Origin of the sequence: Gordonia humi, assembly GCF_014197435.1 — a bacterium.
In the GTDB taxonomy this organism is placed as follows: domain Bacteria; phylum Actinomycetota; class Actinomycetes; order Mycobacteriales; family Mycobacteriaceae; genus Gordonia; species Gordonia humi.
This window is the reverse complement of sequence record NZ_JACIFP010000001.1, coordinates 1,827,136-1,840,072: the sequence shown is the minus strand read 5'-3', so window position 1 is coordinate 1,840,072 and position 12,937 is coordinate 1,827,136. Positions and strand designations below refer to the sequence as shown.

The 12,937-nt window shown below is 68.2% G+C and carries 13 protein-coding genes; 12 read left to right on the top strand and 1 reads right to left on the bottom strand.

Annotated elements, in window-relative coordinates; translation table 11 throughout:
• Positions 1-210 precede the first annotated feature (210 nt).
• Genes BKA16_RS08550 through BKA16_RS08515 form a run of 8 tightly spaced genes read left to right on the top strand, consistent with a single transcriptional unit; the run spans position 211 to position 7,947 of the window.
• Complete coding sequence (locus BKA16_RS08550; RefSeq protein ID WP_183370259.1) at positions 211-1,107, top strand: alpha/beta fold hydrolase; 897 nt, start codon at positions 211-213, stop codon at positions 1,105-1,107.
• Positions 1,104-1,931 (top strand): 2-oxo-hept-4-ene-1,7-dioate hydratase, encoded by an 828-nt coding sequence (gene hpaH, locus BKA16_RS08545; RefSeq protein ID WP_183370258.1) that lies wholly within the window; start codon positions 1,104-1,106, stop codon positions 1,929-1,931. The genes BKA16_RS08550 and hpaH overlap by 4 nt, the downstream gene beginning before the upstream one ends.
• Positions 1,924-2,736: an aldolase/citrate lyase family protein gene (locus BKA16_RS08540; protein WP_183370257.1), complete on the top strand. Its 813-nt coding sequence runs from the start codon at positions 1,924-1,926 to the stop codon at positions 2,734-2,736. The genes hpaH and BKA16_RS08540 overlap by 8 nt, the downstream gene beginning before the upstream one ends.
• 58 nt (positions 2,737-2,794) lie before the next feature.
• Entirely contained in the window at positions 2,795-3,967 is a 1,173-nt protein-coding gene (locus tag BKA16_RS08535) for an acyl-CoA dehydrogenase family protein (protein WP_183370256.1), read from the top strand.
• Between the two features lie 16 nt (positions 3,968-3,983).
• On the top strand, positions 3,984-5,012 hold the full coding sequence (locus BKA16_RS08530) for an acyl-CoA dehydrogenase family protein (RefSeq protein WP_183370255.1): 1,029 nt from the start codon (positions 3,984-3,986) through the stop codon (positions 5,010-5,012).
• Positions 5,009-6,160: an acetyl-CoA acetyltransferase gene (locus BKA16_RS08525; RefSeq protein ID WP_183370254.1), complete on the top strand. Its 1,152-nt coding sequence runs from the start codon at positions 5,009-5,011 to the stop codon at positions 6,158-6,160. The genes BKA16_RS08530 and BKA16_RS08525 overlap by 4 nt, the downstream gene beginning before the upstream one ends.
• A complete protein-coding gene (locus tag BKA16_RS08520) occupies positions 6,157-7,707 on the top strand; it encodes a class I adenylate-forming enzyme family protein (protein ID WP_183370253.1) in 1,551 nt (516 codons plus the stop codon). The genes BKA16_RS08525 and BKA16_RS08520 overlap by 4 nt, the downstream gene beginning before the upstream one ends.
• A gap of 45 nt (positions 7,708-7,752) precedes the next feature.
• Positions 7,753-7,947 (top strand): ferredoxin, encoded by a 195-nt coding sequence (locus BKA16_RS08515; protein ID WP_183370252.1) that lies wholly within the window; start codon positions 7,753-7,755, stop codon positions 7,945-7,947.
• On the opposite strand, the gene BKA16_RS08510 is transcribed toward BKA16_RS08515, so the two are convergent.
• Positions 7,928-8,995, bottom strand: coding sequence for a TIGR03617 family F420-dependent LLM class oxidoreductase (locus BKA16_RS08510; protein WP_183370251.1), 1,068 nt, complete (start codon positions 8,993-8,995; stop codon positions 7,928-7,930). The genes BKA16_RS08515 and BKA16_RS08510 overlap by 20 nt on opposite strands.
• Positions 8,996-9,111: 116 nt before the next feature.
• Here BKA16_RS08510 and BKA16_RS08505 point away from each other — a divergent pair, with 116 nt between their 5' ends.
• The 4 genes from BKA16_RS08505 to BKA16_RS08490 are packed head-to-tail and all read left to right on the top strand — an operon-like array spanning position 9,112 to position 12,933.
• A complete protein-coding gene (locus BKA16_RS08505; protein WP_183370250.1) occupies positions 9,112-10,293 on the top strand; it encodes an acyl-CoA dehydrogenase family protein in 1,182 nt (393 codons plus the stop codon).
• Positions 10,290-11,465, top strand: coding sequence for an acyl-CoA dehydrogenase family protein (locus tag BKA16_RS08500; protein ID WP_183370249.1), 1,176 nt, complete (start codon positions 10,290-10,292; stop codon positions 11,463-11,465). The genes BKA16_RS08505 and BKA16_RS08500 overlap by 4 nt, the downstream gene beginning before the upstream one ends.
• 20 nt (positions 11,466-11,485) lie before the next feature.
• Positions 11,486-12,163: a FadR/GntR family transcriptional regulator gene (locus BKA16_RS08495; RefSeq protein ID WP_183370248.1), complete on the top strand. Its 678-nt coding sequence runs from the start codon at positions 11,486-11,488 to the stop codon at positions 12,161-12,163.
• Complete coding sequence (locus tag BKA16_RS08490) at positions 12,160-12,933, top strand: enoyl-CoA hydratase (RefSeq protein ID WP_183370247.1); 774 nt, start codon at positions 12,160-12,162, stop codon at positions 12,931-12,933. The genes BKA16_RS08495 and BKA16_RS08490 overlap by 4 nt, the downstream gene beginning before the upstream one ends.
• The last annotated feature ends 4 nt before the right edge of the window (positions 12,934-12,937 follow it).

The window sequence follows — 12,937 nt, the reverse complement described above, 5'->3', positions numbered from 1 at the left end:
AGTCTTCGGCGTCCGACCCGGTCCGACCGCTTGCCTACCGAGCCGCTTCCGCCGCATACTCTTAGCGTATACGAGTGTCAGAAATATTGTCTACATATCGAACCGATTACAGGACCATATGCCATAACATGCAGTTCACAGGCGATAATCGTGGTTTGTTTATACATGTACACAATGAACACTAAGCCAGCTCGACAGGAAGGAATCAGCATGACTGAGACATCAACCGCGACCCCGCAGGCCGACACGGACGCCTACCGGAGCGTCTGGACGCATCTGCGGGAGCTCGAGTTCCGGCAGGGCTACGCCGACATCGACGGGGTCCGGACCCGCTTCGTCGAGGCCGGCTCGTCAGACAAGCCGGACGTGATCATGCTGCACGGCACCGGCGGCCATTGGGAGACCTTCGCCCCCAACCTCGCCGCACTGGCCGAGCACTACCACTGCGTGGCCGTCGACATGGTCGGCAACGGATTCTCCGACAAGCCCGACTACGACTACGAGATCGCCGTCTACGTACGACAGATCCTGGGCGTGATGGCCCACTTCGACATGGACAGCGCCCACTTCATCGGCATGTCGCTGGGCGCCTGGGTCTGCGCCGCGATCGCTGTCGAGCATCCCGAGCGCGTCGACAAGGTCATCCTCATGTCCCCCGCGGGACTCATCGCGACCGCCTCGAACATGGCACGCATCCGCGCCGAGCGCACCGAAGCGGTGAACAACCCGACATGGGAGTCGATCCACAAAGTCTTCGAACACCTCATCGCCGACGAGTCGAACCGGATCCCCGACATCATCGCGCTGCGCCAGGCGATCTACCAGCGCACCGACACCCGCGAGACGATCGACCACCTGCTGATCCTGCAGGATGCGCAGGCACGCGACCGCAACCTGATCCCCGAGGCGGACTGGACCACGATCACCGCGCCGACGATGGTCGTCGCGTCCGGCAAGGATCACGGCGAGTACCAGAGCACGGCGCACATCGTAGCGGGTCTCATCCCGAACTCGGAGGTGTTCGCGATGCCCGAGGTCCGGCACTGGCCGCATTTCGAGGACCCGGACTCGTTCAACCCGGCCGCACTGGAGTTCCTCGCGAAATGAGCGACGGAGCCTCTCGACCAGACCCGGACGTACTGGCCCGCGAGCTCTACGAGGCGGAGCGGACCGGAGTGCCGATCCGCCAGATCTCGTTGCGCCACCCCGACATGACCATCGAGGACGCATACGCAGTCCAACGCGCGCTGGTCGGCTTGAAGGTGGCGGCTGGCGGCGTGGTCCGCGGCCGCAAGATCGGCCTCACGTCCAAGGTGATGCAGCGCGCGGTGTCGATCACCGAACCCGATTACGGCGCCCTGCTCGACGACATGTTCTTCGACGACGGCGGCACCGTCCCGGCCGGACGATTCATCCGACCCCGGATCGAGGTGGAGCTCGCCTTCGTACTGGGCCGACCGCTCGCCGGCCCCGGCGTCACCCTGTACGACGTCCTCGACGCCGCCGACTACGTGACTCCCGCGCTGGAGATCCTCGACGCACGCGTCCAGATGGCCGATCCGGAGACCGGACACCTGCGCACCATCGTCGACACCATCTGCGACAACGCCGCAGACGCCGGAATCGTGCTGGGCGGGCGGCCCGTCCGTCCGATGGAGACCGATCTGCGCTGGGTCTCGGCACTGCTGCTGCGCAACGGGTCGATCGAGGACTCCGGGGTGGCGGCGTCCGTCCTCAACCACCCGGCCAACGGCGTCGCCTGGCTGGCCGACCGTCTGGCGCCGCACGGGGTCTCCCTCGAGGCGGGCGAGGTGATCCTCTCCGGATCGTTCACCGCCCCTGTCTTCGCCGAACCGGGCGACACCTTCGTCGCCGACTACGGGCCGCTCGGGACGGTCTCCGTGTACTTCGAAAGGCCGACCGATGACTGACGCCCCCGTCACCCACACCGCCTGGACCGAGGCGCTGCGCCAGGACCGCCCGCGATTCGGGATGTGGATCGCCTCCGGCGACACGTACACGGCCGAGATCTGCGCGGGTGCCGGGCTGGACTGGCTGCTGCTCGACCTCGAACACGCGCCGAACGACATCCGGTCCACGCTCGCCCAGCTGCAGGCGACCGCTGCGTATCCGGTCCACGTGGTTGTTCGGGCACCGGACGGCGACCCGGTGATGATCAAACGACTACTCGACATCGGCGTCACCGATCTCATGGTGCCGATGGTGGACACCGCGGAGGAGGCGGCCGCGCTGGTGGCGGCGACGAGGTATCCGCCAGCCGGGATCCGCGGCGTGGGCAGCGCGCTCTCCCGGGCTTCACGGTGGAATCGCACACCGGGATATCTGACAGTTGCAGATACAACCGTCTCACTCACGGTCCAGGTCGAGTCGACGGCGGGCCTGGCCGAACTCCCCGCGATCACGAGGACCGACGGAGTCGACGCCGTGTTCATCGGCCCGGCCGATCTCGCGGCGTCCATGGGCCATCTGGGACGCCCCGAGCACCCCGACGTCGTCGCCACGATCGCGAGATCCATCGGAATCATCAAGGATGCGGGCGCGTTTGCGGGGGTCAACGCATTCAACCCCGACCTCGTGGAGACGTACACCGCCGCGGGCGCGGACTTCGTCCTCGTGGGCGCCGACGTGGCGATCCTGGCCCGCGGCAGCGAAGCCCTCGCCACCCGCTACATCACCGATTCCACCCACCCGACACTTGACTCAGGCGCTCACTAATCTGACAATAGTGTCACTAACGCTCGAGGTATCGAGCACGAAGACGGAAGGTGTCTAGATGGACTTGGACTTCAGTGCCGGGCAGGTGGAGTTCCGCGACGAGGTAAGGACCTGGCTCGAGGAGAACAAGCCCCGCGAGGAGCGCCCCCGCGATGCCGATGGCATCCGCGAGTACGACACCGCATGGCAGCGCACCCAATGGGAGGGCGGCTGGGCGGGGATCGCGTGGCCGACCGAGTACGGCGGCCGCGGGTTGACCCTCCTCCAGCAACTCATCTGGTACGAGGAGTACGCAGCACAGGGATTCCCGGGCATAGACGCCAACTTCGTCGGCACCTCGCATGCGGGGCCGACGTTGATCACCCGAGCGACCGAGGAGCAGAAGAACTTCCATCTGCCCCGGATCCTCCGAGGCGACGCGGTCTGGTGCCAGGGCTTCTCGGAACCGGACGCCGGATCCGACCTCGCAGCGCTGCGGACCCGCGCCGTCGTCGACGGAGACGAACTCGTCATCAGCGGACAGAAGATCTGGACGAGCTTCGCGACCATCGCCGACTACCAGGAGCTGCTGGTGCGCACCGATGCGAGCGGCTCCAAGCACCAGGGCATCACCTGGGTGATCTGCGATATGACGAGTCCGGGGATCGAGGTGCGGCCGATCGAGACCATCGAGGGCGGCGCCGAGTTCTGCGAGGTGTTCTACGACGACGTCCGCATCCCCCTCGCGAACGTCGTCGGCGACGTCGACGACGGATGGAGTGTGGCGATGTCCACGCTCTCCTTCGAACGCGGCACCGCGTTCACCGCGAACCAGGTCCGCCTCTCGAAGGTGGTCGAAGATCTCATCGAGTTCGCGCGCGACCACGTCGGCCCGGACGGGCGCCGCACGGCCATCGCCGACGACGAGATCGCTCGCCGCCTGGCACGTGCACGGGCTTCCGTCGCGTCGCTGCGGGCGATGACCTACGTCGGGATCTGCCGAAACATGACCACCGACACCCCCGGACCGCAGGGATCAATTCTGAAGCTCTTCTACGCCGACCTCGCCAAGGAGGTCGCGGCACTCGCCCTCGACGTCATCGGCGCCGATGCGCTGCGCAGCACCTCCCGGTGGGACCGCAACGGATGGGTCGGCAACTACCTCTACGCATTCTCGCAGTCCATCGGCGGCGGCACCTCCGAGATCCAACGCAACATCGTCGGCGATCGAGTCCTCGGACTCCCCCGGTGACGGAAGGAACCACACCATGAACCTCCTCCCCTCCCAAGACCAGCTCGAACTGGTCGCCGCGGCAGGCGACTTCGTGAGCGCTCGCGACCCGATCGCACAGGCCCGCAAACGTCGCAACGAGGCGACGGCCGTCGACCTCGACGTGTGGTGCGAGGGCGCCGAGATGGGCCTGCTGAGTCTGGGGCTCGACGAGCGATTCGGCGGGTCCGGCCAGCCGATCGACGACGAGGTCCTACTCGTCGCCGAACTCGCCCGCCACCTGGCTGTCGGTCCACTCCTGTCGTCGATCCTGGGCGCACGAGTCGCCGCCGAGGCGGGCGATCAGGCCCTCGCCGGCCAGATCAGTTCCGGATCCGCACTGGTAGGCGTCGCCGAGCTGCGCGGCGAAGGCACCGTCACCGCGGACTCCGTCACCGGTTCGTTCGATCTCATCGACTGCGTCGAGTGCAGTCACGCTCTCGTCGTGACGCGCACCGGCGCCGGTCTCGTGCGGATCGCGGACTTCGGCGACGTCACGCCGGTCGAGTCCGTCGATCCGGCCACCCGACTCGGCCGAGCCCGGGTCGACGCAGCACCGGTCGCGGTCTGGGTGTCCTCGGACGTCGACTGGATCTGGGCGCGCGCTCAGATCCTCAACTCCGCGTTCCTCTTCGGACTCGCGGAGGCGATCGCCGATCTGTGCACCGAGCACGCGAAGACACGCATCCAGTTCGGTCGCCCGATCGGCGTCCACCAGGCGATCAAGCACGCGGTCGTCGACATGGCGGTGCACGCCGAGTCCGCGTCAGCGCAGACGTTGTTCGCCGCCACTGCATTCGCCTCCCATCGCTCCGACGTCGAGTTCCAGATCCTCGCGGCGCGCGCCGTCGCAGGTCAGGCCGCCATGTCCAACGGAAGCGCAAGCATCCAGGTCCACGGCGGAATGGGATACACCTACGAACACAACGCCCACTACTTCCTCAAGCGCGCGATCGTGCATACGCATCTGTTCGCCGACTCGTCGGAGGTCCTCGCCGATCTACTGAGCATGGAGGCCGCACAATGAACCGCAGGGTGGCGATCGCAGGCGTCGCGTTGTCGGACGTCGGACGCGTCGATACAAAGAACCCGTACGAACTGATGGCGCAGGCGAGTCGGCGTGCGCTGGCCGAGGCCGGCCTCAAGCCCGCCGACATCGACGGCCTGGCCTCGACGAGTCAGGGCACACTGCCGCCGACCGACGTCGGCGAGTATCTCGGCATCAAGCCCCGCTGGATCGACTCGACATCCGTCGGCGGCGCATCGTGGGAGGTGATGGTCTCGCACGCGACCGACGCGATCGCGTCCGGCCACGCAGACGTCGTACTGCTCACCTACGGATCCACCGCCCGCGCCGACATCCGCAAGGGCCTGCGCGGCGCAAACCTCAACTGGGGCACACGCGGCCCGCTGCAGTGGGATGCCCCGTACGGCCACACCCTCATCTCCAAGTATGCGATGGCGGCACGCCGTCACATGCATGAGTACGGCACGACGATCGAGCAGCTCGCCGAGGTCGCGGTGTCCGCCCGGTTCAACGCGGCCGACAACCCCGAAGCGATGTACCGGGACCCGATCACCGTCGACGACGTTCTGTCCGGTCCGATGATCGCCGACCCGTTCACGAAGCTGCACTGCTGCATCCGGTCGGACGGCGGCGCCGCCGTCGTGCTCGTCGCCGAGGACCGGGTGCCCGATCTCGCGTCGACCCCCGTCTGGGTGCTGGGATCGGCAGACGCCACGTCGCACATGCTCACCAGCCAGTGGGACGACATGACCGTCGGACCCGCGTCGGTGACCGGTCCTCTCGCCTTCGAGCGCGCGGGCCTGACGCCCGCCGACGTCGACGTCGCCGAACTGTACGACGCGTTCACCTACATGCTCATGACGACCGTCGAGGATCTCGGATTCTGCGCGAAGGGCGAGGGCGGACCGTTCATCGCCGAGAAGAATCTGCGTCTGGGCGGTTCACTGCCGACGAACACCGACGGCGGCGGGCTGTCGGCCTGCCACCCCGGCCAGCGTGGACTGTTCCTCCTGGTCGAGGCGGCCCGTCAGCTCCGCGGCGAGTGCGGGCCCCGGCAGGTTCCCGACGCCGAGATCGCCTGTGTGAGCGGTACCGGCGGATGGTTCTGTTCGAGCGGGACGGTGTTGCTGGGGGTGGACCGGCCATGACGTCCGAGCACACACTGTCGGCGGACGGTCCGCCGCTCGACGACACGTTCACCGACACCGGCGACGCGTTGGAGGCGGCCGCGCGCGCATACGGCGACCGTCTCGCCTATGTGACCCCGACCGCTGCGATGTCCTTCCGGGAGTGGGTGGCCCGAGCGAAGAGCACAGCGGCCCTCTTCGCCCGCCTCGGTGTCGGCAAGGGAGACGTCGTCACCCTCATGCTGCCGTCGGGGGTGGATTACGCGGTCTGCTACGCGGCAGCGGCGTTCATCGGCGCGGTCACGACTGGAGTGAACGGCCGACTCGGCCCGGTGGAGACGGCCGCGATCCTGCACTCCTCGTCACCGACGGTGGTCGTCGCCGACACCGAGCACGTACGCACCACCGTCCCGCCCGCCGTGCGTGTGGTCGATCTCGCTGAACTGCACGACGTGTACCAGACGCCGGGCGACCCGGCCCGACCGCGGATCGAACGCACCGATCCGGTCGCGATCGTCTACAGCAGCGGCACCACCGGCCTGCCCAAAGGCGCGTGGTTCGACGCAGACAACCTCGCGGCGTCCGCCGCTGCCGCAGGCGCGATGAGCGCCCCGTTCGACCGCCGGATGACGTCGACTCCGTTCTCCCACGCCGGATACATGTCCAAGCTGTGGGATCAGCTGCTGTGGGGGACGACTCTCGTCATCCCGCCGACGCCCTGGACCGTCGACGGCATGGCGCGGACCCTGCGCGACGAACACATCACGGTGGGCGGCGCGGTCCCGACGCAGTGGGCCAAACTGCTCGAGCTCCCCGACCTCGACCTCACCTCGTTCCCGGATCTGCGGGTCGGCGTCGTGGCCACCGCCCCGGCCTCGCCCGACCTGGTCCGCGCCGCCGCATCGACGATCGGTGTCCCGCTCGTGGTCCGCTACGCGATGACCGAGGCTCCGTCGGTGTGCGGTACCGACCCTGACGACCCGCCGGAGGTCCAGTTCCGCACGGTGGGTAGGCCGCAGTCGGGCATGGAGGTGAAGATCGTCGACGACGAGGGACGACCGGTCGCCCCCGGAACGATCGGCACGGTCCGCGTGCGCGGCGGGACGGTGATGCGGGGCTACTGGAACGATCCGGAACTGACCGCACAGGCCTTCGACGCGGACGGGTGCCTCATCACCGGCGATCTGGGATCGCTCACCGATGCAGGCGACCTCGTTCTCGCCGGCCGCGCGGGCGACATGTACATCCGCGGCGGATTCAACATCCATCCGATCGAGGTGGAGCAGACCATCGCCCGACATCCCGGGGTGCGCGACGCCGCCGTGGTCGGCCATGCTGCGCCGGTGATCGGTGAAATCGGCGTCGCCTTCGTCGTACCCGAACCCGATGCGTCGCCGACGCTCGCCGAGATCCGCGAGTGGACGAGCGCCCGACTCGCGGACTACAAGGCCCCCGACCATCTCGTCCTCGTGGACGAGATCCCGCAGACTGCGATGTCGAAGACCGATCGGAATCGATTGCGCAGCATGGTCGAGGCTGACCCGCCCCCGCCGCGCCGCTCGCGATGACGATGCGGCACCGAGAAATCCGTTCTACCCGAGGAGAGTCGCCCGATGCGCGTCACCATCAGTCCCGACAACTGCGAGGGCCACGGTCTGTGCGCCCTCCACGCCACTGACGTCTACGAACTCGACGACGACGGGTTCGCGGCACCCGCCGACTTCGTCGTCCCACGGGGCCTGGAGAGCGCCGCACGCGACGGCGCGCTCCGGTGCCCGATGAGCGCGATCAAGATCGTCGACGAGTAGATCCGCTCCCCGAGGACGTCTGACGGGACGGAAGTCGTTTCGGCGCCGACTCCCAGGCCGCCAGGGCCTGGGACGTCGTCGCTGTGACCGAGATCCGGTCGGCGACCCAGCTCCACCGCTCGTCGAGGGCGGCAGCCGCCTGGTCCACCGGAACCGTCAGTGCGAACTCGTCGACGACCTCGTCCGGCACATTCGCCCGCATCTGTTCCCACGCGCCCTGTCTGGACAGGGCGTGCAGTCGCTCGTGGAGCCCGGACCATCCGTGGATGTCCAGGGCGCCGCGGTACGCGGGCGTCGAACCGTAGAACGCGATCTGTCCCCGCACGAACTCTCTCGCCTCGGCGATCTGCGCGTCGGACGTGCCGGTCGCGATCATCGGCGTCGTCATCACGGTGAAGTCGGCTCGCGACCGTCCCGCTGCCGCGAGGCCCTCGTCCACTGCAGGCACGAGCACGGTACGCAGATACTCCTGCGTGACGAACGAGTGCACGAGCAGACCGTCGGCGATCTCCCCGGCCACCCGCGCCATCCGCGGCCCCACCCCGGCGACAATCACCGGCGGATTGCCAAACGCGTTGGGTCCCGGATCGAACATCGGGGTCATCAGCGTATGGGTGTAGAACTCCCCGGCGAAGTCCAACGGCTCCGACGTGGCCCAACTCCGCCAGATCGCCCGCATCGCCGATACGTACTCGCGCATCCGGTCGGCCGGGCTCGACCACGGCATCGAGAACCGTCGTGTGATGTGCGGTTTCACCTGGCTGCCGACCCCCAGAACGACTCGTCCACCGGTCAACGTCTGCAGATCGTTCGCGGCGATCGCCGTCACCATCGGACTGCGTCCGAACGCGACGAAGACACTGGTCCCCAGGTCGATCGTCGGCGCCGACGAACTGGCGGCCGCCAGCATCATCAGGGGGTCGTGACAGGTCTCGCCGAGGAAGAGGCCCCCGAATCCGTGCTCCTCGATCGCGGCCGACAGTTCCCCGATCGGACCGATCCCGGGATCCACCGTCACGTCGAGCGTGTCGCTCCGTCTTGAATTCACATCGACCTCCACTCCAATTAAGAAGGCGTATTTAGGCAGTTGAACACCTGCACCTCACTGTAATACGCTAACTTTTAGCATAAATCGCATACGTAATTGACTGCAGAGGTGAAAACATGACGACGACCAGCGTCGGATCCCCGCTCCTGAGCGAGTCGCTGGACCGATTTCTCGCCGACAACGATCCGGCGACCATGACGACCACCGAGTTCCTGGGGCGCCGCTTCGATGCCGGGCTGGCCTGGGTGCACGCCCCGGTCGGGCTGGGCGGCCTCGACGCGGACCACCGAGATCAGGCGCCCCTCGAGGCCGCGCTCGTCGCCGCGGGAGCGGCACAGGGCGACAATTCTCGTAACCCGATCGGGCTCGGCATGGCGGCCCCGACGATCCTGGCCCACGCATCCACCGACGTTCAGCACCGGCTGCTCCGACCGCTGTGGACCGGCGAGGAGGTGTGGTGCCAGTTGTTCTCCGAGCCCGGCGCCGGATCGGACCTCGCCGGCCTGGCGACCCGCGCCGTGCGCGACGGCGACGACTGGGTGCTGAACGGGCAGAAGATCTGGAGCAGCCTCGCTCACCTGTCACGATGGGCCCTGCTCCTCGCGCGCACCGACCCGACGGCGCCGAAGCACAGCGGAATGACCTACTTCCTCCTCGACATGACGACACCCGGAGTGGATCCGAGGCCGTTGCGCCAAGCCACCGGCCGGGCCGACTTCAACGAGGTGTTCCTCGACGACGTCCGAATCCCCGACTCCTATCGCATCAGCGCCCCCGGCGAGGGGTGGGCGACCGCGCGCACCACGCTGATGAACGAGCGTTCGGCGATGGGGGACGCCGCACCGAAGCGCGAGACCGGACACATGGGTCGCCTGACGAGTCTGTGGCGTCAGCGACCCGACCTTCGCACCCAGGACGGGTTCGTCCAGTTGGTGGACGCGTGGATGCGAGTGGAGGTCGCCCGGCTGAGCAGCGAACGAGTCCGCCAGTCGGAGCAGTACGGTCAGCCGGGAGCCGAGAGCGCAGGCGCCAAGGTGACGGCGGCCGTCAACAACCAACTCGTCACCCGCCTGCTCGCGCGGATGGATCCGTCTGCAGCTCTCGACTACGACGACTGGTCGACCGAGATCGACACCGACGTCCGACCGGAGACGTTCCACTACCTCCGAGCGCGAGCCAATACCATCGAAGGCGGAACCTCCGAGATCCTCCTCGGCCAGATCGCCGATCGAGTCCTCGGCCTCCCCCGCGAACACCGACTCGACCCGAACACCCCGTGGCAGGAGATCCCCCGATGACGACGACCGCCCCGGCGACGGTGCCGATGATCGACGACCCGGTGACGACGGATGTCCGGTCGACCGTCCGTCGACTTCTCACGGCCGAGTGCTCGTCGCAGGACCTCCTCACGTTCGTCGCGGGCGACCGCGACTACAACGACGCCCTGTGGCGCCGACTCGGCCGCGACCTCGGGCTGACCGCACTCCTCGTCCCGGAGGAGTGGGGCGGCGCGGGCGCGTCGACCCGCGAGGCCGCCGCGGTTCTCACCGAGCTCGGTCGTGCGGCGGCACCAGTGCCGTACCTGTCCAGCGCAGTCCTTGCCACCACCGCGCTCATCGAGGCCGCAGTTCTCCCGTCCGCGGGCGTACCGGCCGCGCGCGCAGCACTCGACACCCTCCTCGACGGCGGAATCGGCGTCCTCGCCGTCCCGGCGACGCAGGCGCCGCGCGACCCGTGCACCCCCACGGCCGCCACGACCTCGACGTCCGATGGCCGGGTGCGCGTATCCGGAACCGTGACCCACGTCCTCGGCGCCGCCGACGCCGGGACGATCCTCGTTCCGGCGGATCACGACGGCCGGACCGCACTGATCCTCGTCGCCGCCGACACCGACGGGGTCACGGTCCGTCGACGGACCTCCATCGACCTGACGCGCCCGACCTCGGACATGCGGTTCGACGCCGTGTACGGCGAGATCCTCGCGCACGGCGACGACGCGTCACGCATCCTCCGGTCGTCCCTGGAGACGGCGGCGGCACTGTTGGCCGCCGAACAAGTCGGCCTATGCGAGTGGGCGCTGGACACCAGCGTCGACTACCTGAAGGCCCGGTACCAGTTCGGTCAGCCGATCGGGTCGAACCAGGCGTTGCGGCACCGGACCGCCCAACTCTGGATCGACGTGAATCACGCGCGGGCGGCCGCCGTGTACGCTGCGTCGACGCGGGCGTCCGGCAGCGACGACGCCGCGACCGCCCTCGCCCAGGCGCACTGCAGCGAGACCGCATTGCACCTCGTCGAATCCGCGATCCAGATCCACGGCGGCGTCGGTTTCGCCTGGGAGCATCCGCTGCACCTGTACCTCAAACGCGCGTTCGCCGACTCCGTCCTGCTCGGTGACTCGCAGACCCATCGTCGGGCGCTGGCCGGTTTCATCGACATCGCGGCACCCCACGCGGAGTCGTCCCGGTGACCGCGGGCTCCGCTCGGACCATGGCCGCCGACATAGCGCGGCAGATCGAAAACGAAGTGGTCGCCGACGGCTGGCGCGTCGGCACTTCGGTAGGCTCCGAGTCGGCGATCATGGACCGCTTCGGCGCGAGCCGATCAGTCGTCCGGGAGGCCTTCCGGATCTTGGAGAGCCGCCACGTGGCGACGCCGCGCCGCGGTCCGGGAGGCGGGCTGGTGGTCACCGCACCGGACCTGTCCACCGTCCTCGACCAGGCGTCGTTGTACCTCGAGTACAGCGGATTCACCGCAGACGACCTGTTTCAGACGATGGAGCTGCTCGAGATCGCCGCGGTCGAACAGGTGGCTGCGACGATCAGTCGGGCCGATCTCGACGGTCTTCGCGACACTCTCACCGCCGAGGCCGAGGTCGATGATCTGCGATTCGCACCGTCGACGGTGTACACCGAACTCGCCCGTCTCACCGACAATCCCGTGCTCGCACTGTTCGTCGACATCGGCAACAACCTCAGCCGGACCCATGGGATACGGCCGTCGCAGAGCGAACAGCGCTGGATTCATCAGCACAGCGTCGACCTGGTGGACGCGCTGGCTGCCGGTGACGCGCTCGCCGCTGTTCGGACGGTACGGCGACGGATCCGAGGACTTCGCCGACGCCAGTCGGTGACCAGCACACGCCACGACTCGACAGGAGTGCAATGACCCCCACCGACCTCGTTCTCGTCGACCGCACCGACGCGACCGCCACGATCACCCTCAACCGCCCGGACGCGCGCAACGCGCTGTCCCGAGAGCTCGACCGACAGCTCAGGGACCGGATCATCGAGGCAGACGACGATCCCGAGATCTCCGTCATCCTGCTCGCCGGTGCCGGAGGAGCGTTCTGTGCCGGGGTCGATCTGAAGGAGCTCGCCGCCACCGGGTTCACCGGCGACGACCGGACCGAGAACTGCATCGATCGGGTGGCCGCCTGCACGACGCCGGTCATCGGACTCGTCGACGGTCCGGCGGTCACCGGCGGATTCGAACTCGCCCTCGCCTGCGACTTCCTGATCGCCTCGCCGACAGCGCGGTTCGCCGACACGCACTCGCGCGTCGGTATCGTTCCCGGCGGCGGGCTGACGGCGCGCCTCGCCGACACCGTCGGCATCCGCCGAGCCCGTCAGCTCAGTGCCACCGGTCAGTACATCGACGCGCCGACCGCGCTGGCCTGGGGACTGGTCAACGAGGTCGTCGAGTCCGCTGAACTCCTGACCAGAGGCATCCAGATCGCGACGACGTTCGCCGCCGCCGAGTCGCGTACGCTCCGCGCGGTCTGGTCGCTCTACGACGGCATGTCCGCCGACGCGATCGCCGACGGCGTGGCCCGCGAGCGTGCGACGAATGCACAGTGGTCGGCCGCGATGGAGGCCGTCGCCGAGGCCGGCGCAGCGGTGATCGAGCACGGTCGCGCGCAGAATCGCGAACGGTAGCGCC

What these genes read in the sequence shown, in the direction of transcription:
- BKA16_RS08490 (WP_183370247.1), top strand. Translation starts at nt 12,160, where the DNA reads ATGACCCCCACCGACCTCGTTCTCGTCGACCGCACCGACGCGACCGCC.
- BKA16_RS08505 (WP_183370250.1), top strand. Translation starts at nt 9,112, where the DNA reads ATGACGACGACCAGCGTCGGATCCCCGCTCCTGAGCGAGTCGCTGGAC.
- BKA16_RS08540 (WP_183370257.1), top strand. Translation starts at nt 1,924, where the DNA reads ATGACTGACGCCCCCGTCACCCACACCGCCTGGACCGAGGCGCTGCGC.
- BKA16_RS08550 (WP_183370259.1), top strand. Translation starts at nt 211, where the DNA reads ATGACTGAGACATCAACCGCGACCCCGCAGGCCGACACGGACGCCTAC.
- hpaH (WP_183370258.1), top strand. Translation starts at nt 1,104, where the DNA reads ATGAGCGACGGAGCCTCTCGACCAGACCCGGACGTACTGGCCCGCGAG.
- BKA16_RS08530 (WP_183370255.1), top strand. Translation starts at nt 3,984, where the DNA reads ATGAACCTCCTCCCCTCCCAAGACCAGCTCGAACTGGTCGCCGCGGCA.
- BKA16_RS08495 (WP_183370248.1), top strand. Translation starts at nt 11,486, where the DNA reads ATGGCCGCCGACATAGCGCGGCAGATCGAAAACGAAGTGGTCGCCGAC.
- BKA16_RS08500 (WP_183370249.1), top strand. Translation starts at nt 10,290, where the DNA reads ATGACGACGACCGCCCCGGCGACGGTGCCGATGATCGACGACCCGGTG.
- BKA16_RS08520 (WP_183370253.1), top strand. Translation starts at nt 6,157, where the DNA reads ATGACGTCCGAGCACACACTGTCGGCGGACGGTCCGCCGCTCGACGAC.
- BKA16_RS08515 (WP_183370252.1), top strand. Translation starts at nt 7,753, where the DNA reads ATGCGCGTCACCATCAGTCCCGACAACTGCGAGGGCCACGGTCTGTGC.
- BKA16_RS08525 (WP_183370254.1), top strand. Translation starts at nt 5,009, where the DNA reads ATGAACCGCAGGGTGGCGATCGCAGGCGTCGCGTTGTCGGACGTCGGA.
- BKA16_RS08535 (WP_183370256.1), top strand. Translation starts at nt 2,795, where the DNA reads ATGGACTTGGACTTCAGTGCCGGGCAGGTGGAGTTCCGCGACGAGGTA.